The sequence below is a fragment of the Pseudoalteromonas sp. N1230-9 genome, from assembly GCF_032716425.1.
Classification (GTDB): Bacteria; Pseudomonadota; Gammaproteobacteria; order Enterobacterales; family Alteromonadaceae; genus Pseudoalteromonas.
This window is the reverse complement of record NZ_CP090420.1, coordinates 189,906-207,781: the sequence shown is the minus strand read 5'-3', so window position 1 is coordinate 207,781 and position 17,876 is coordinate 189,906. Positions and strand designations below refer to the sequence as shown.

At 42.4% G+C, this 17,876-nt stretch carries 18 protein-coding genes; 13 read left to right on the top strand and 5 right to left on the bottom strand.

Translation table 11 applies throughout. The features are described from left to right. Positions 1–65: 65 nt before the first annotated feature. The gene (locus LY624_RS18300) at positions 66–620 is read left to right on the top strand and encodes a GbsR/MarR family transcriptional regulator (protein WP_062568054.1); all 555 of its coding nucleotides are present in this window, start codon (positions 66–68) and stop codon (positions 618–620) included. 194 nt (positions 621–814) lie between these two features. Here LY624_RS18300 and LY624_RS18295 read toward each other — a convergent pair whose 3' ends face one another. Further along, positions 815–1,840, bottom strand: a complete 1,026-nt coding sequence (locus LY624_RS18295) for a lytic murein transglycosylase (protein WP_130152228.1) — start codon at positions 1,838–1,840, stop codon at positions 815–817. After that, positions 1,833–2,114, bottom strand: coding sequence for a YcgL domain-containing protein (locus LY624_RS18290; RefSeq protein ID WP_062568056.1), 282 nt, complete (start codon positions 2,112–2,114; stop codon positions 1,833–1,835). Before LY624_RS18290 ends, LY624_RS18295 begins: the two co-directional genes overlap by 8 nt. 155 nt (positions 2,115–2,269) lie before the next feature. Between LY624_RS18290 and minC the strand changes: the two genes are divergently transcribed. From minC to minE, 3 genes are read left to right on the top strand one after another with little or no spacing between them, the layout of a single operon-like run. Beyond that, complete coding sequence (gene minC / locus LY624_RS18285; RefSeq protein WP_062568057.1) at positions 2,270–2,974, top strand: septum site-determining protein MinC; 705 nt, start codon at positions 2,270–2,272, stop codon at positions 2,972–2,974. 5 nt (positions 2,975–2,979) lie between these two features. Continuing rightward, on the top strand, positions 2,980–3,789 hold the full coding sequence (minD, locus tag LY624_RS18280) for a septum site-determining protein MinD (protein ID WP_062568058.1): 810 nt from the start codon (positions 2,980–2,982) through the stop codon (positions 3,787–3,789). Between the two features lies 1 nt (position 3,790). After that, complete coding sequence (gene minE, locus LY624_RS18275) at positions 3,791–4,054, top strand: cell division topological specificity factor MinE (protein ID WP_062568059.1); 264 nt, start codon at positions 3,791–3,793, stop codon at positions 4,052–4,054. A 40-nt stretch (positions 4,055–4,094) separates the two neighbouring features. On the opposite strand, the gene LY624_RS18270 is transcribed toward minE, so the two are convergent. Both LY624_RS18270 and LY624_RS18265 read right to left on the bottom strand, forming a co-directional pair. Further along, the gene (locus LY624_RS18270; RefSeq protein WP_341804735.1) at positions 4,095–4,511 is read right to left on the bottom strand and encodes a GNAT family N-acetyltransferase; all 417 of its coding nucleotides are present in this window, start codon (positions 4,509–4,511) and stop codon (positions 4,095–4,097) included. Positions 4,512–4,581: 70 nt separating this feature from the next. Next, positions 4,582–7,371 carry a TonB-dependent receptor gene (locus LY624_RS18265; RefSeq protein ID WP_341804734.1) on the bottom strand — a complete coding sequence of 930 codons (2,790 nt, stop codon included), beginning with the start codon at positions 7,369–7,371 and terminating at the stop codon, positions 4,582–4,584. A gap of 389 nt (positions 7,372–7,760) precedes the next feature. Between LY624_RS18265 and LY624_RS18260 the strand changes: the two genes are divergently transcribed. Together LY624_RS18260 and LY624_RS18255 are read left to right on the top strand one after the other, a co-directional pair. After that, positions 7,761–8,489 carry a copper homeostasis protein CutC gene (locus tag LY624_RS18260; protein WP_341804733.1) on the top strand — a complete coding sequence of 243 codons (729 nt, stop codon included), beginning with the start codon at positions 7,761–7,763 and terminating at the stop codon, positions 8,487–8,489. 2 nt (positions 8,490–8,491) lie between these two features. Beyond that, positions 8,492–9,361 carry a BadF/BadG/BcrA/BcrD ATPase family protein gene (locus tag LY624_RS18255; RefSeq protein ID WP_341804732.1) on the top strand — a complete coding sequence of 290 codons (870 nt, stop codon included), beginning with the start codon at positions 8,492–8,494 and terminating at the stop codon, positions 9,359–9,361. Here the strand turns inward: LY624_RS18255 and LY624_RS18250 are convergent. After that, entirely contained in the window at positions 9,358–10,083 is a 726-nt protein-coding gene (locus tag LY624_RS18250; protein WP_054552042.1) for an AraC family transcriptional regulator, read from the bottom strand. The two genes, LY624_RS18255 and LY624_RS18250, sit on opposite strands and share 4 nt — an antisense overlap. 163 nt (positions 10,084–10,246) lie before the next feature. Here LY624_RS18250 and LY624_RS18245 point away from each other — a divergent pair, with 163 nt between their 5' ends. From LY624_RS18245 to LY624_RS18215, 7 genes are all read left to right on the top strand, one after another. Continuing rightward, complete coding sequence (locus LY624_RS18245; protein ID WP_341804731.1) at positions 10,247–11,407, top strand: Gfo/Idh/MocA family protein; 1,161 nt, start codon at positions 10,247–10,249, stop codon at positions 11,405–11,407. Between the two features lie 6 nt (positions 11,408–11,413). Next, the gene (locus tag LY624_RS18240; protein WP_237118956.1) at positions 11,414–12,466 is read left to right on the top strand and encodes a sugar phosphate isomerase/epimerase family protein; all 1,053 of its coding nucleotides are present in this window, start codon (positions 11,414–11,416) and stop codon (positions 12,464–12,466) included. A 33-nt stretch (positions 12,467–12,499) separates the two neighbouring features. Then, on the top strand, positions 12,500–13,720 hold the full coding sequence (locus LY624_RS18235; protein WP_130152236.1) for an MFS transporter: 1,221 nt from the start codon (positions 12,500–12,502) through the stop codon (positions 13,718–13,720). Positions 13,721–13,744: 24 nt separating this feature from the next. Continuing rightward, the gene (locus tag LY624_RS18230; protein ID WP_341804730.1) at positions 13,745–14,437 is read left to right on the top strand and encodes a 3-keto-disaccharide hydrolase; all 693 of its coding nucleotides are present in this window, start codon (positions 13,745–13,747) and stop codon (positions 14,435–14,437) included. Between the two features lies 1 nt (position 14,438). After that, positions 14,439–16,118 carry a GMC family oxidoreductase gene (locus tag LY624_RS18225; RefSeq protein WP_341804729.1) on the top strand — a complete coding sequence of 560 codons (1,680 nt, stop codon included), beginning with the start codon at positions 14,439–14,441 and terminating at the stop codon, positions 16,116–16,118. A gap of 2 nt (positions 16,119–16,120) precedes the next feature. Beyond that, positions 16,121–16,876 (top strand): gluconate 2-dehydrogenase subunit 3 family protein, encoded by a 756-nt coding sequence (locus LY624_RS18220; protein ID WP_341804728.1) that lies wholly within the window; start codon positions 16,121–16,123, stop codon positions 16,874–16,876. Positions 16,877–16,949: 73 nt separating this feature from the next. Continuing rightward, positions 16,950–17,780, top strand: a complete 831-nt coding sequence (locus LY624_RS18215) for a sugar phosphate isomerase/epimerase family protein (protein WP_341804727.1) — start codon at positions 16,950–16,952, stop codon at positions 17,778–17,780. Positions 17,781–17,876 lie beyond the last annotated feature (96 nt).

Here is a 17,876-nt window from a genome sequence, read left to right as displayed (position 1 = left end):
TTTCTTTTAGTTATACCAACACCGTGCTAGCATTAAATTTCTGAAGTTTTTGAATACTAAAAATTATGAGCCTATCTGAAAAAAATCTAGCTTTTGTAATGCACTGTGGCGAAATGGGTAGCCGTTGGGGCTTTAACCGCACCATTGGTCAAATGTGTGGTTTGCTCACCATTACGAAAGAGCCGATGACCGCCAATGAAATTGCCGACACCCTAAGTATTTCACGTGGTAACGTGAGTATGGGCATTAAAGAACTTCAGTCTTGGCGTTTAATTAAGGTGCATCATATCCCTGGCGACCGTAAAGAATACTACGGCCCTGCCGGCAGTATTTGGGACATGGCCAACCGCGTATTCGAAGAGCGTAAAAAACGTGAGATAGACCCAACTCTTAGCTTACTTCGTGATAATATTTTAGAAGAAGCCCACAACGATGATGAGCGCTTTGCTCAGCAGCAAATGCAAGAAATTCACGACCTACTCGAAACCGTTACAAAATGGTCGGCAGAGCTACAACGTTTGAGCCCTGAACAACTCCAAAGCCTAATGAAACTAGGATCGGGCATTGGCAAGGTACTTGATTTTAAAGATAAGATTTTGAAGAAGCCCGGAAAAGAGTAAGTTACGAGTTACTAGGAAAAAGTTTGCGAGTTTGACATCGTAGGCGTGAAACTTGTTTCGCGCGCTTGCTTGAAGACAGTGCTTTAGCACGCAGTAAGTACGGATATGTGTCGCCGTAGGTGACAACCTCATACCCAAAACACTCTATTCAATTAACCACCAAGCTTTGATTAAACTTGGTGGTTAAAAATCAATTACTTAACCGCTGGGTAACCGATGCGATCTGATAAGTAACCAACACTGGTTGCAAAGTAATACGAACGATTCCAGTGCATCAATGCTTTATAATTGTCGTAGGCTAAGTACATACGGCCATTTACGTCATCTGGCATTACCATTGCGGCGGTAATATCAACTTGCGGTAAGTCGCTACCATCCATTTTACGAACACCGATTGCTTGCCAGTCAGCAAGGCTGCGCTCAGAATCTTTCCAGTACTCTAACCATTGGCTGCGCGTTTTAGTGCCACGTTTAAGAATGTTTGCGTTATCAAAGCCTTCAGGTAATTTAACTTGACGACCCCAAGTTAAATCATCGTTCCAACCTGCTTGCTTTAAGTAATTTGCGATTGAGGCAAATGCGTCTTCTTCTGTGGTCCAAATATCTTTGCGGCCATCACCGTTGTAATCAACAGCGTAGGCGTTAAATGAAGTTGGCATAAACTGCGTTTGACCCATTGCCCCTGCCCAAGAACCTTTGAACTTATCAAGGGTAATGTGACCCTCTTTTAAGATATCAAGCGCTGCCCAAAGTTGGTTTTTGTACATGGTTTCGCGGCGACCATCAAAAGCAAGTGTGACTAATGATGCTATCACACTATGACCACCTTGGATTTTACCAAAGTTACTTTCAAGGCCCCAAAGTGCAACAATAAAGCGCGCTTGAACGCCGTATTCTTTGGCTACTTTTTCAAGAACCTCTTGGTTTTCTTTGTATAGTTTACGCGCGCGGTCAATTTTCCATTGCGGCACACGTTTTGGTAAATAGGTTTCGAGGGTTTCTTTTACTTCAGGCTGATTTTTGTCAGCTGAAATGACCTTCTTTTTAAATTTAGCCGTTGCGAATGCTTGCTCGATTAAGGCTTGATCATAGCCTTTTTCTGTCGCTTCATTTTTTAATGCAGCAACGTATACGTCGAAGTCAGCTTGTGTTTTTTCCTCTGCCAATACAGATGTGCTTAATGAAGCACTTAGTAGAACTACGGCAAGTTTTTTAATCACTCTCAACTCCCTTGTCTTTTTTAAATTGGGTTAACAGGTTTTCTTCTGGCGGCGGTAATTGCAAGTAGAAACCTTGGTCAATTAACGCTTGCTTAACCGTTTCTAAGTCTGCCAAACCTAACTTTTCACGACTAGCAAGATTAATTATCATCACATACTGTGGTTGACCAAATGTGTCCATTAAAGGTTCAGGAACACGCGTAAAATCATCTCTTTTTTCTACAAAAAGGTAGGTATCCGCTTTTTTCTTACTTTTATACACCGCAGTTAGCATTATGACCCTTTAATATCTTGCTTAACGAGGGCGCACACTATAACATGACTCTTATAAGAAGATTAAAAATTTCGGTTAGATTTTTACTGTATACGCCTTGTTCAGCCTGCGTTTATTTAAAAAAGAGCTAACCAAGACAATTCAATTGAGCATGTATGTCGGAACAAATTTTTGAACTAAAAGGGAACCTTTTTACTTTATCTGTGTTGCATCTATTTTCAGCAGATACCTCTCTTTTAAGTAAGCAGTTAGATGAAAAAATAGCCCAAGCACCTAAGTTTTTTGCAGGCGCGCCCATCGTAATTAACTTAAGTGATGTACAAGGTGACTCGTTTGATTTTTCTTTCTTAAAATCAATGCTTACCAGTCTATCGTTTAACCCTGTTGGTGTGTGTAATGGCAGCCAAGAGCAAAACGAAAACGCCAAAGCGGCAGGCTTATCAGTCCTAAATTATTCACAGGACGTTAAGGGGGCAACCGCTAAACAACAAACAAATACATCTATCGTTGAGAAAACCGTTCACCTACCTGCACAAGTGATTCACGGCACAGTTCGCTCTGGTCAGCAGGTCTATGCAAAAGATCGTGACCTTATTGTTATTGGTGCGGTTAGTCATGGCGCAGAGGTGATCAGCGACGGTAATGTTCATATTTATGGCACATTGCGCGGACGTGCAATTGCAGGTGCTAAAGGCTACAACGAAGCACAAATATTTTGCCAAAAATTAGAAGCAGAACTTGTTTCAATTAATGGTAGTTATTGGATCAGCGATTCCCTACAAGGTGAACACTGGGGCAACGCAGTACAAATCCAACAAAAAAATGATTCATTAGAAATTTCAGCTTTGGTTAAAGGATAAATCTCATGGCAAAAGTAATTGTCGTTACTTCTGGTAAAGGTGGTGTTGGTAAAACCACATCGAGTGCTGCAATTGGCACAGGTTTAGCGCTTAAGGGCTTTAAAACCGTTATTATCGACTTTGATATTGGTCTACGTAATCTTGACCTTATTATGGGTTGTGAGCGCCGTGTTGTTTATGACTTTGTAAACGTAATCAATGGCGAAGCTAACTTAAATCAAGCCCTTATTAAAGATAAGCGAGTTGATAAGTTACACATTTTACCTGCGTCACAAACACGTGATAAAGATGCCTTAACCCGTGACGGTGTTGAACGTGTACTAAATGATTTGAAAAAAGACTTTGATTACATCGTATGTGATTCGCCAGCGGGTATTGAAGCGGGCGCAATGATGGCAATGTATTTTGCTGATGAAGCAATTATAACAACAAATCCTGAAGTATCATCAGTACGTGACTCCGACCGAATTTTAGGTATTTTGCACAGTAAATCTAAGCGTGCTGAAGAAGGCCTAGAAAGCGTTAAAGAACACTTATTATTAACACGTTATAACCCTGAGCGTGTTGAAAAAGGCGAAATGCTATCAGTTGAAGATGTGCAAGAAATTCTTGCGATTAAACTTTTAGGTGTTATCCCTGAATCACAAGCAGTATTGAGTGCATCAAACTCTGGTCAACCAGTGATTTTAGACGGTGAATCAGATGCAGGCCAAGCCTATACTGATGCAATTAATCGTCTACTAGGTGAAACAGTCGATTTCCGCTTTTTAGATGTAGAGAAAAAAGGCTTATTTAAACGGATTTTTGGAGGTTAATGTGTCTTTACTTGACTACTTCCGCTCAGAGAAGAAAAGCAGTGCGTCATTAGCAAAAGAGCGATTGCAGATCATTGTCGCACACGAGCGCTCACAACGTGGTACACCTGATTATCTGCCACAGCTAAAGCAAGATATTCTTGATGTGATACGCAAATATGTGAATGTAAATACCGATGCTGTTCAAGTTCAGTTTGATCAAAATGAAGATGACTTAGCAGTACTTGAGTTGAACGTGACTCTGCCAGAAGAAGAAAAGAAATAGTCAAAATTGGGCGCTTTGTTAATGCTAACAGCGCCCTTTTTTATTTCTGCCACTGCATATGAAACTCATAGTCGTCTGCACCTAGCGTTTTGAATCCTGCCCGTTGATATAGCCCATACGCTGGGTTTGCTTTTAGCACCGTTAAATTAATTTCTGATGTTTGTGCTTTTAGTGCATCTAACACCTGAGTGCCTAGCCCTTTGCCCTGCTGTTTGGGTGCTATTTGTAGCTGTAATAAACTGATTGTTTTGTCACTAACAATGAACTTAGCAGCGCCTACACATTGCCCATCATTTAACACTAAGTGGCTGTGTTCAAAGTGTTCTGCCACTCTTGCTTGGTGTTGTTCAAGTGATAAAAATAAACCTTGATTCTCAAGGTGTTCAACCATGGTATTTAACCTTAAGTCGAGTAAATAGGCTTTGTCTTGTTCTGTAGCCGCTACAAATTCAATCATTATTGTCTTAAAAAAGAAAAAGGTACTTTAGTAAAAGTACCTTTTTAGGTTGCAACAAACAACATGTCGGTTAGAAGTTATAATTTGCGCCTAAGTAAAAACGACGACCTGAATACTGGTTATAGGTAAAGCGATTACTCTGTTTCCAATAACCTTCTTCAAGCTCTTCTGTTAGGTTTACTACAGATGCAGTAAACGAGAGCTGCTCAGTTAGATTATATGATGCATTTACATCTAGCTGACCATAGTCTTTGGTGTAAAAGTTATATCCTTTGTGTATACCGTTAGCACGGTCATCTTTCCAGTTATAAGAGGCGCGAACGCTAAAATCATCGTTCTCAAAATACACTGAAATATTATATTGATGCTTAGCTGTACCTGGGATCTCAGCATCTGTTTTTTGCCCGTCAGTCGAGACTTCGCTAGTGCTGGTATCTGTGTAGGTGTAGTTAGTTAAAATACCAAAACCATTATCAAACGAATGCTGGAAGAACAGTTCTAAACCCTCTGATTTTGCATCACCTCCCCCTACTTTGGTGTTCATTTCAACTTCAATTGGGCCATTACAGCAATCATGCTCTCGCTGCACAATTTCGAGAGTGGATATTGGTAGGTTTGAGATATCTTTTGAAAATACCGTCGCCCCTAACGCAGAACCTTCTCCATAATACCACTCGACACCTAAATCGAATTGATCAGACAACATAGGGTCAAGACCTGTATTCACAGATGTTCCTCGGCCTCGTCCTGTCCATGAGTCCGGCGAGTTTATATTCACCGGAGGACCATAAGTTTCAGACTGGCTTAAATCTGAATAACTAATTCGTGACATAGTTCGTGCCGCAGCAAAACGCACAACTAAATCTTCTGTGGCATCCCAAGCGAGGTTAAAACTTGGTAAGACTTCGCCGTCATCACTGCTACGCTCATTTGGTTCGGTATCATTATTGTCTTGGCCAATCACTTCATCATACGTAAGTGTTGTCAGCTCAGTATTAACATAGCGTACACCCAAGTTACCGCGAAAGTTTTGCCATTCGAAATCAGCTTGCGTATACACAGACCAGATCTTTTCTTCTAATGCATAAGTACCCGAAAGTGACGGTACAACAGTTCGACTAAAATTGTCTTTTAAGTAATTATCAAGGGCATTGAAATCAAACGCTAAAAAGTTAAATGCGCCTGTATCCCCTGCGCTATTATCCACCACATGATCGCTCACCAGTGTTGGTGCATCTGGGTGAAAATCAGGATTATGGAACCACTCTGTACCTGGTAAATAGCCACGGTAACCGCCATTGTCAGCTATGCCGTCATCCCATCGAAAATCATTACGCATGCCTTTAATTTCGTGGTCGCGATATTTGCCCCCCACATACACGCGGGTAAAAAAGCTGCCATCAAGGTCAAATTTTACGTCTGTTTGAATATAATTTTCAGAGTCTTCATTTTCAGATGAGTAAGAGTCAAACCAATCATAGTATTGATACGCTTCTTTATCGGTGGCTAAATCTGTAGATACTTCATAAGATGGCTTGCCCCCTTTTGTTGACCAATGCCAGCTATTTACAGAGCCAAGGCGAGCATCAATATTTGCATAGGTTTCTTTTGATGTACCACCGTCAGCTTTTGTGTGCCCAAGCTTTAACGTAATGCTGTATGCATCACCATAATAAGTCCCTTCAAAATCAAATGTATTAGACTTTGATTCACCAAAACGCTCACGACCCGTTAGTTGAGGCGACAATAAACCACGGCGAACCGGCACGCCGCCGTTTACATCGGCATCACCCCAGTTATTCTCATTCAATAAACCATTATCACCATTACCATAAGCAACGACTGTGTCGCCGTCTAATTCGACACCAAAATAGGGATTGTGATTATCATTCCACTCGGCAAAGAATACTTCTTGTCCGACTTGGTCATAACTTAATTTTGCACCAAAATAATTAAAGCTCAGATCTAAACGGTCTGTTGGCATCCATTGAATAGCAACTTGATACCCATCACGGTCACGATCTTGGTCTGCGTTTTTCACATGTATGCCAGACGATGCCCAAACATTATCATAAACTTCACCTGTAGCTTGGTCTACAATAGCTGGTTGATCTGCATCTTCCGCCGAATCAGAGTAAAAACGCCAACCAAAAGACTCATTTGAAACAGTAACCACCCGTCTTTCTTGGCGTGTAAAGCCTGCTAAAATCCCGAAGTTTTCCTCATCGTTTTTCCATGAGTACAATACATTCACTTGTGGTTTTGTGTCCTCAGACACATCATCGTAAGTCACCTCAGCGCTTAGGGCCCCTGAATTTGCTTCCATTTCAAGTGGTTTACGGGTGTGTAATATAACCGTGCCGCCAATACCGCCTTCATCAATACGAGCTTCTGCACTTTTGTACACTTCTACACTTTTGATCATGCTTGATGGCAATAGTGTGTAGTTGAAACTGCGTGCAGGGCTCCCTGTGCCAGACGAAGCAATATAGTTACCGTTTAATTGGGTGAGAGTCCAATCCGGTGACGTACCACGAATACTGACACGACTACCTTCGCCACCATCGCGATCAATGAGTACGCCTGATACACGTTGTAATGAATCAGCGACGTTTTTATCAGGAAATTTACCAATATCTTCTGCGGTGATTGCATCAACCGTGGCAGCTGAAAGTCGTTTTATTGCCAAGTTTTCTGCGGTTGATGAACGAATACCACGGACTTCAATCACTTCTACGTCTTCATTCGCTTGTTCTGCCGCGTAACCTGTATTGATTACCGCGAGTAACGAAATCACAATTGCATTGTGTTTAAAATGCCGTCCTTGCCCTTTTATTTTTATCGCACTTTGCTTGCCCATGCCTATCTCCAGTTGTGTGTTCTGCAAGCTTTATGAGGTCTATACATCTCATAAAACATCTTATTGTTGTCGGTTTTAAACTGATTATTGGGAGTTAATAGCTTGTTAAACTCAGTTTCAGAATAGGGGGGAGCGGTCAAAAAGTGATAATAAAAATTCGGTGACCGATATAACAAAATCGGCGTAAGGAATATTTTATATTCACTTTTGTATTTTCTGACTTATAGTTAGCCCAACATCGTTTTAATTTTTAAGCAGTGTTATGAAACAACCGAAATAAAAATAAATCACTGATTATAAATAGTAAAACAATAAAAACTGTTCTTATTGAATAGGTATAAAATGAGTAACTAAAAACTAGGTGTAATAGATATGGTAAAAACACGACCATGAACAATGGTAAAATTCTCGAAGTGTGCATAAACGAAGGCGATTTAAAGCAGCTAGCTAACAATATTTCGACGGCTAGTAACTTAGGCGCAAGGCGCTTTGAACTGTGCAGTAATTTACACCTAGGTGGTTTAACTCCGAGTTTGTCTGCAATTGATTGTGCTGTGAAAAGCCTGACCAATAGCGCAGAGTTAGTGGTGATGGTTCGCCCTGAAGCGGGCGATTTTATTGTTAGTGCTGAGTGTTACGAATTAATGGAAAAGCAAATAACAATGGCAGCTAACGCGGGGGCGCACGGTGTGGTATTTGGTGCAGTTAAAAGAGGCGAACTTGATTTAGACGTGACCCGCTCTTTAGTTGCCACAGCTAAACATTATGGTTTAATGGTGACCTTTCACCGTGCATTCGATACCCTAACAAACCCGTTAAGCGCACTTGATAAACTCATTAGCTTAAGAGTAGACCGCATATTAACAGCAGGCACGCCGTGGCAAAGCGGCCAAAGTGCTGTAGATGGTCTAAATCAGATCAACACATATTTAGCGCACAGTGCTAATCAGATAGAAATTGTTATGGGTGGTGGTGTGACCTTAGACAATGCGGCAACACTTTGGCAATTAATAAATAATTATTCAGCAAAGGCAGCTGTGCATGTACATTCATGTGTGCACAACGAAAATGGTGCAATTAACGCCGAGGCTATCAAGAAGCTTCTTTCAAAGGATTAAGCATGGCAAGCAAAGCAACGTATTTTTTAGGTATTGATGGCGGTGGCAGTAAGTGTAAAGTTCGTTTAGAAAACGAAAACGGCTCTTTACTTAGCGAAGCCATAAGTGGCTCAGCAAACGTAGCCACCAGCTGCCAACAAAGCCAAGAATCTATACTCCACGCCACCGAACTTGCATTTCATGAAGCAGGGCTTGCCTTAAGCGAGCTAAAAAACACCTATGTGCATGCAGGACTTGCCGGTGCTAATATCGACTCGGCCTATCAAGCCATGACAAAATGGCCGCACTCTTTTGCTAAGTTTACCCTATCAACAGATATGCTGATTGCCTGTAAAGGTGCACATCAACACCATGATGGCGCGGTGATTATTCTTGGTACGGGCTTTTGTGCAGGTTACCAGCAGCAAAGCCAATTTAGTGAATTAGGTGGTTACGGATTATTACTGAGCGATGGTGCCAGTGGTGGTTGGTTAGGCTTACAACTTTGCCGTAAAGCATTTGAAGTACTTGATGGTGTTGCGAAAAGTTCTGCAGCAATAAATACCCTACTCACCGAGCTTAACTGCGACTCAAGCCAAGCGTTAAGTCAGCGTTTAATATTAGCAAGCCCTGCTGAGCTTGCCAAATTTGCGCCGCTTGTTTTTAGCCATTCTGACGATGCTTTTTGTCAGCAATTAATCAATGAAGCGTGCGCATACATTACCCGATATATCACTTACTTTGAAAAGCAAGGTATTGAAAACGTTACCTTAATGGGCGGCATTGCCAATGCCATCACGCCTTACTTACCTGATGCCAGTAAAGCGCATTTAACCCCCGCTCTTGCCAGTGCTGAGCAAGGAGCTATTTTAATGGCAAGAGCTGCAATTTAATCACCTAATTGCGAACGCATTTGTGAGGGAATTTCACCAAACAAACGCCGAAATTGTTTGCTAAAGTAACTCGGTTCAGAAAACCCACACTGGTAGGCCACTTGTGAAATGGGCAGTTGCGTTTCAATTAGTAGCTTGCGGGCATTTTCGAGGCGCACTTCGTTAATAAATTGATTGGGAGTTTTTGCTAAGTGCTTTTTAAAGCGGCGCTCTAAAGCACTTACCGACAAATGCGCAAGTTCTGCCAATTCATCAATGCTGATCTGACGATGATAATGCTCGCGAATAAATTTTACCGGCTCTTCAATTGCCCTTACATGAGAAAGTGCTTTTGAGGTTTTTTGTAGATGTCGGGTCACTCCGTAAGTGCCAATCACATTGCCATCGTGATCTTTTAAAGCATGCTTTGATGTAGAAAACCAACCAAGCTCACCTTGTTGAGTTTGGTTGAGCTCTAAACGGTCAGTCACTATGTAGCCTTCCATCACCCGTTTATCGTCATTGACGTATTGAAACGCGAGGTGCTTTGGCGAAAAATCAAAGTCTGTTTTTAGCAATATTTGCTCCAGTGTTTTATAACCCTGATGCTCAATAAAATGCTGATTACAATGCAAGATTCTACTATCTGTGTCTTTTACCCAAAAGAGGATATCTGGCAGTAAATCAAATGCAGCAATTAGCTGATTTACGCCAGCTTTTTTTATTATTTCTTGAATATCCATCGCTTAATTTCGTCTCAATAAATAACAGCCCTATATATTTTAAACGCCGATTTTGTTGCATTGTCAACCGAATTTTTATTAGCGCTTATTGGCTAAGCTTTCCTATTATCAATAACATGACATTAACAGTAGCAGACGCTATTTAAATTTAGGAGCGCTTAAGATGAGCAAAGCTAAGATCCGCATGGCAATGGTAGGCGGTGGCGATGGGGCTTTCATTGGCGCTATTCATCGAATTGCAGCACGATTAGATGGAATGATAGAGCTTGTTGCAGGCGCATTCAGTTCAGACGCAAACAAATGTAAAGCTACTGGTGAACTACTCGGGCTTGATAGCAGGCGTTGCTACGACAGTTACCAGACGCTATTTACCGAAGAAGCAAAATTACCTGCTGATGAGCGTATCGATTTTGTGGCTATTGCCACCCCAAACCATTTGCATTTTCCGGTCGCTAAAATGGCGCTTGAACATGGTTTTCATGTGCTCTCAGATAAACCCGCAACGCTCACACTCGCAGAGGCAGAGCAATTACAAAGCATTATTGCAAAACAGCAGGTTTTATATGGGTTAACCCACACTTACACCGGTTACCCTATGGTCAAAGAAGCCAAGCATCGCGTAAAAGCAGGTGAGCTCGGCAGCATACGTAAAGTGATTGTTGAGTACACTCAAGGCTGGTTAGCGCGCAGCGAAGACGAAGGTTCAAAACAAGCCAGCTGGCGTTTAGACACCAGTAAGTCAGGTATTAGTTGTTGTATGGGCGACATTGGCGTGCATGCAGCTAACTTAGCCGAATATGTCTCTGATCTCGAAATCACCGAGCTTTGCGCCGATTTAAACCATGTGATTGAAGGACGAGCCCTCGATGATGATGGCACTGTGCTACTTAGATTCAATAATGGTTGTAAAGGCGTTTTACTGGCAAGCCAAATTGCTGTTGGCGATGAAAACAACTTACGCCTGCGTATTTATGGCGATAAAGCCAGTCTTGAATGGTCGCAACTTGAGCCTAATAGCTTATGGCTACGAGGCCACAATCAAGCCGCCACATTACTTAGAGCGGGCGTAGGTGAATTACACCCTGACACACAAAATGCCCTGCGCGCCCCTGCCGGTCACCCAGAGGGCTACCTTGAAGCATTTGCCAACATTTACAGCAATTTTGCAGCGCAAATTCATGCATTTAAGCAAGGCGATAACGCAACGAATTCAGCATTTGATGTGCCTGGCATTAAAGATGCTGTGCGTGGCATGGCGTTTATTGAGCATGTTGTTGCTTCATCGAAGCAAGATACTAAATGGCACAAATTACAGATTGGATAAAAAAGAATGAATAAAATCAAAGGGCCAGCAATATTTTTGGCGCAGTTTATTTCAGATCAAGCCCCGTTCAATAGCTTTCAAGGTTTATGTAAGTGGGCAAGCGGTTTAGGTTACAAAGCGATTCAAGTGCCAACCTCAAACCCTGAAATTTTCGATTTAGAAAAAGCAGCTCAAAGCCAGCAATACTGCGATGAAGTCACTGGTATTGCCACAGAGTATGGACTTACAATTTCAGAGCTATCAACACATTTGCAAGGCCAGTTGATTGCGGTACACCCTGCATACGATGAAATGTTCGATAACTTTGCCGCAGAGCATGTAAAAGGTAACCCTGCTGCACGTACTAAGTGGGCAACAGAGCAACTGATGCTAGCAGCGAAAGCAAGTAAAAACCTTGGTTTAACAACCCATGCGACCTTCTCGGGTTCTTTTTTATGGCATACCTTTTACCCGTGGCCACAGCGTCCGCAGGGACTTGTTGAACAAGGCTTTAGTGAACTTGCTAAACGTTGGTTACCTATTTTAGATTGCTTTGACGAGCATGGCGTGGACGTGTGTTATGAATTGCATCCGGGTGAAGACCTACATGATGGTGTGACATTTGAGCGCTTTTTAGCGGCAACCAATAATCACCCTCGCGTTAATATTCTTTATGATCCGAGCCATTTTGTATTGCAACAGCTCGATTATTTAGCGTTTATCGATATCTATCATTCGCGCATTAAGGCGTTTCATGTCAAAGATGCCGAATTTATCGCAAATGGCCGCTCAGGTGTTTATGGCGGATTTCAAAACTGGCAAGACCGACCAGGGCGTTTTCGTTCTTTAGGTGATGGCCAAGTAGATTTTAAGCAAATCTTCAGCAAGTTAACTCAATATGGTTTTGATGGTTGGGCTGTACTTGAATGGGAATGCTGCTTAAAGCACCCAGAAGATGGGGCAAGAGAAGGCGCTGAGTTTATTAAAGCACACTTAATAAACCCAACAGACAAAGCCTTTGACGATTTTGCCAGTGGCGCAACAAACACTGAGCGTAACAATCGAATTTTAGGTTTATAAACCGACAACAATAGAACACACAGGACACACAATATGGACAACAATAATTATAACCGCATTGTCTTTCGGCTTTGCTGTATAGCACTGATTGTGACCTCTATGACCTTTGCCATCCGTGCTGGTATTTTGGGTCAACTTGGCAGTGAGTTTGGCTTAACCGACACCGAATTAGGTTGGGTTAATGCCATGGCATTTTTAGGCTTTCCGGTTGCGACTATGGTCGGCGGTATTATTTATAATGCCATTGGCGCGAAAAAATTAGTGGCGTTAGCGTTTATCTGTCATTTACTTGGCCTTGTTTTGACGATAACAGCTGATGGTTTTTGGGGCTTACTGGTTTCTACCTTTTTAATTGGTTTTGCCAACGGCGCTGTTGAAGCTGGCTGTAACCCATTAATTGCAGAAATGTACCCTAAAAACACCACCACTATGCTAAACCGTTTTCATGTTTGGTTCCCAGGTGGCATTGTGATTGGCGCACTTGCGTCGAATTTTATGTCGGGAGCAGGTTTAAACTGGCAATGGCAAGTAGCGTTAATTTTAGTTCCTACGGTTATTTATGGCGCTATGCTGATTAAAGCACAATTTCCACGCTTTGATACGCGTACTCACTCTACCAGCAGCAATATTCGCCACTTATTCACGCCGTTATACCTCTTTTTAATTGCCTGTATGACACTCACAGCAACCACTGAGTTTGGCACACAACAATGGATTGAGCGTATTCTAGGTTCATCGGGTGCCTCTCCTATGGTGGTATTAGCTTTAATAACAGGTCTGATGGCAGTTGGTCGCTTCTTTGCAGGCCCTATTGTGCATAAGCTCAACCCTACTGGGGTATTACTTGGCTCTGCCATTTGTGCAAGCTTAGGTATCTTTATGATGAGTCAGGCCGAGGGCAGCATGATTTATCTGGCAGCGATGCTTTTTGCACTGGGCGTTACCTACTTTTGGCCAACCATGCTTGGTTGCGTTGCTGAATACATTCCAAAGTCAGGCGCGCTGGGTATGTCGTTAATGGGCGGTGCTGGCATGTTTGCTATGAGCATTTGGAACCCTGTGATTGGTAGCTGGATAGATACAGCACGCTCATCAGCACAGGCAAGTGGCGCAAGCGCTGAACAAATTGAAATTTTAGCCGGACAGGCTGTATTACAAAACCTACTAATCTTCCCAATTATTTTAATCGTCGCATTCATTGGGTTGTATTTAGTAATTAATAACAACAAACGCACCGAGAAATGTGCGTCTTAAGCAAGTAAATCGTCGAGGAACACTATGTTTAAATCTCTTAAAGCACTGACTTTAATGCTCACCGTTAGTAGCTGTGCACTCGCTAATACGGCTGACAATCAGCTTACACAACAAGAAAAGCAAGCTGGCTGGCAGTTGTTATTTGACGGCAAAAATATGTCGCAGTGGCGTAACTTTAAAAGCGAATCTTTAAATCCTGCATGGGTCGTTGAAGATGGCGCTATGACATTAACCAAAGGTGGTGGCGACCTGCTTACTAAAAAGCAGTACAAAAACTTTGAACTACAGATTGATTGGAAAATCTCTACCAAAGGCAATAGCGGTATTTTTGTATTGGCTGATGAAACCGGACAGATGATTTACTCTCATGCGCCTGAAATTCAAATTATTGATAACGAAGAACATCCAGATACCGAAATTGACTCGCACTTAGCAGGGTCAATTTACGATTTATTTGCTGCGCCAATTGCGGCGCACAAGCCAGCAAATAGCTGGAACCATGTGCGTATTAAAATGCAAGACAACCATTTACAAGTTTGGCAAAACGGTATCAGCACCACCAGCATTGTGATTGGTAGTACAACATGGAACACCCTTGTTAAAGGCAGTAAGTTTGCAACTTGGCAAAACTTTGCAACTGCAGAGCAAGGTCATATCGGGCTTCAAGACCATGGTGACAAAGTGTGGTTTAAAAATATAAAAATCAAGGAGCTATAAGATGTCTGATTTTAAACATAAGATATTAGTTGTTGGCTCTGGTGCTGGCGGTGCAATGGCCGCATACACGTTAACCAAGCTTGGTCACAAGGTGTTATTACTTGAAGCGGGCCGTAATTATGACCCGAAAACAGAAAGCCCGATGTTTCGTCGTAACAACGAAGCCCCACTTATGGGTGCAGGTAACAAAGACAAAAACTTTGGCTTTTACGACGCAACCGTTGATGGCGGCTGGCAAGTACCTGATGAGCCTTATACCAGCGCCAAAGGAAGCGACTTTTATTGGTGGCGCGCACGTATGTTAGGTGGTCGAACTAACCACTGGGGCCGCTATTCATTACGCTTTAGTGAGCACGATTTTAAAGGCAAAAGCCGAGATGGTCACGGTGCCGACTGGCCATTTGAATACGCTGATTTAGCACCTTGGTACGATAAAACTGAAGAACTTGTGGGTGTATGTGGCACCAATACAGGCCATGAAGATATGCCAGATTCGTCACCGGGTATTTTACAGCCGCCACCAAAGCCGCGTGTTCCTGAGCTTTTAATTGCCGCTTCTGCAAAGAAAATGGGCATTCAAGCAGTGCCTATGCATCGCGCGGTATTAACTCGCCCTAAAGATGATCGCATGGCGTGTTTTTATGCGACACCTTGTGGCTCGGGTTGCTCAATTGGCGCTGCCTTTCAAACGACGACATCGTTACTGCCTATGGCAAAAGCCACCGGTAACTTAAAAGTTATTACTGATGCCATGGTTAAATCAGTCAAAGTTAATGAGCAAGGTAAAGTCACTGGCGTCACCTATGTTGATAAACACACGGTCACCGAACACGCGATTGATGCAGATGTGGTTATCTTAGCCGCCAGCGCCTGTGAATCAGCGCGTATTTTATTAAATTCAAAGAATAAAAAGCACCCTAAAGGCCTTGCTAACTCAAGTGGTCAAGTAGGTCGAAACTTAATGGATTCGACGGGTGCATGGTTAGGTGCGCAAATTCCGGCACTTAAAGGTCGCCCACGTTATAACGAAGATGGACACACCGCTAATCACTTATTTATTCCTTGGTGGGGACACCAAGCACAAGCTAACAATGAATTAGATTTCCCACGTGGTTATCACTTTGAAATTGGCGGTGGCTTTAGACAACCAGGTTCGGGTGTATCGGGTGATAAACAAGGCTATGGTCCTACCCTTAAACAGCAAATTCGTGATGCATATGGCTCTTATGTTGGTTTTGCGCTGCGTGGCGAGATGTTACCGAACAAAGATACCTACATGGAAATTGACGAAAACGTGAAAGACAAATGGGGTATTCCGGTATCAAAGTTCCACTTTAAGTGGTCTGACAGAGAGTTAAAGCAAATTGAACATGGTTTAAAAACCGCGAAGCAAATCTTAGAAAACATGGGGGCGACCGTAGGCGAACTCCCGCCTGCAGAAAAAGCCATTTCTAAAGGTGGCGAAATCATTCACGAAGTGGGCACAACACGAATGGGCAGCTCAAAGAAAGATTCTGTTACCAATCAATGGGGTCAAACATGGGATTGCAATAACCTATTTGTAATGGATGCAGGTGTATTTGCTTCTAACCCTCATAAAAACTGTACGCTCACCATCATGACACTGGCAATGCGTAATTCAACTTGGCTTGCTCAACAAATTGATAACGGGGTACTTTAATTATGCATCATCGTAACGAACACGACTCATATAACTATGTTTCTAACATGAGCCGCCGTGAGTCTTTAAAATGGCTTGGCCTATTAGCTGCGGGCTCGGCTGTTGGTTTAACTGCTGGCTGCACAAAAGCACTGGAAGATGACGTTGTTGTCTCTGCAAAAGAGCATTGGCCTGATTTAGATATCAAGCCTGTAACCGCTAAAGGGTATGGTCAAGATCCTAATTTGGTGATGCCACCAGAATCACCTTGGCCGCTGACCTTAACAGCAGACGAACTCACGTTAGTAGCGCTTTTATCTGATTACATTGTGCCGCGTGAAGGAGATATTCCTTCAGCCAGTGAGCTACAAGTACCGGCTGTTATTAATGAGTGGGTGAGCGCACCGTATGAAGGCCAACAACGCGATAGAATTAAAATTTTAAATTCACTCGCGTGGCTTAACGATGAAGCACAGCTTCGTTTTAAAAAGCAATTTGTTGCGCTTAACGAAAAGCAACATCGCGAGATTTTAGACGATATTGCGTTTTTAAACGAACAAACACCTCTGCAATTTCAGCGTATTGGTAAAGCCTTTTTACGCTTTAAAGAGTTAGTGCTCGCAGCCTTTTTCTGTACACCTGAAGGCTGTAAAGACATAGGTTACCTTGGCAATGTTCCTATTGCAGGTGATTACCCTGGTCCTTCTGATGAAGCAAAAGCTCATTTAGATCAGGTTTTAGATGAGCTTGGTTTAAGCGAGTACGCCTATACCGATTAACTTTCCCCCTTGTGTTGTTTTATAACACAGTTTAATGCAGGGGAGCTCCCCCCTGCTTTTTTAGGATGTAAGTATGTTTAAAACCCGCATTTTATTGATCATTTTTAGCCTTGTATTTAGTGGTCAATTATTCGCAAAACTGCCAGTGAGTGTGCAGTTATGGTCAGTCAAAGACACCTTAAAAAATGACTTTCATGGTACGCTTAAGTCTCTTGTAGAAATGGGCTTTGACGGCGTGGAGTTTGCCGGAGATTTTGGCCCATACTCAAATAACCCAGCAGCCTTAAAAGCAAAGCTCAGTGAATTAGGCTTAGTCGCCAGTAGTGCCCATATAGGCTTTGATGCACTCAGTGAAAACACAATTGATAACACCCTGCTGTTTTACAAGACTCTTGGCGTTACGACACTTTATGTACCTTGGGATGAAAGAGCATGGCACCCAGAAGGTGTTAAATCTCTGGTTAAAGAACTCACTAAAGTCAGTGATTATGCAGGCCGCTTTGATATGAAGATCGGTTTTCACAATCATAATAAAGAGTTTAATGCTTTTAATAACGCAACGTTTTGGGATTATATTGCCAGTAATACACCCAAAACTATGCCATTGCAGTTAGATATTGGCTGGATCAATTACGCAGATAAAGATCCAATCTACTTTATTAAAAAGTACCCTAACCGTACACTTGCAACGCACATTAAAGTACGCACGACTGAGGGCAGCAACATGAGCCCGATTATTGGTGAAAACAACATTGATTGGCCTGCCATCATCGATACTTTAGAGTCTCACGGCAACACCAAGTGGTTAGTGCTTGAACAAGAAGAATATCCGAGCGGATTAACCCCACTACAAAGCGTTGCTAAATCAAAACAGAACTTGGATAAGATTTTAAATAATCGCTAAAGAGCTTGGTATTATAGGCCCACACTTTTTGTAAAAATAAGTATGGCTTTGCTAATTCAACTCCACGTGTTTTTTTGCTCTACCGGCTAACTCTAA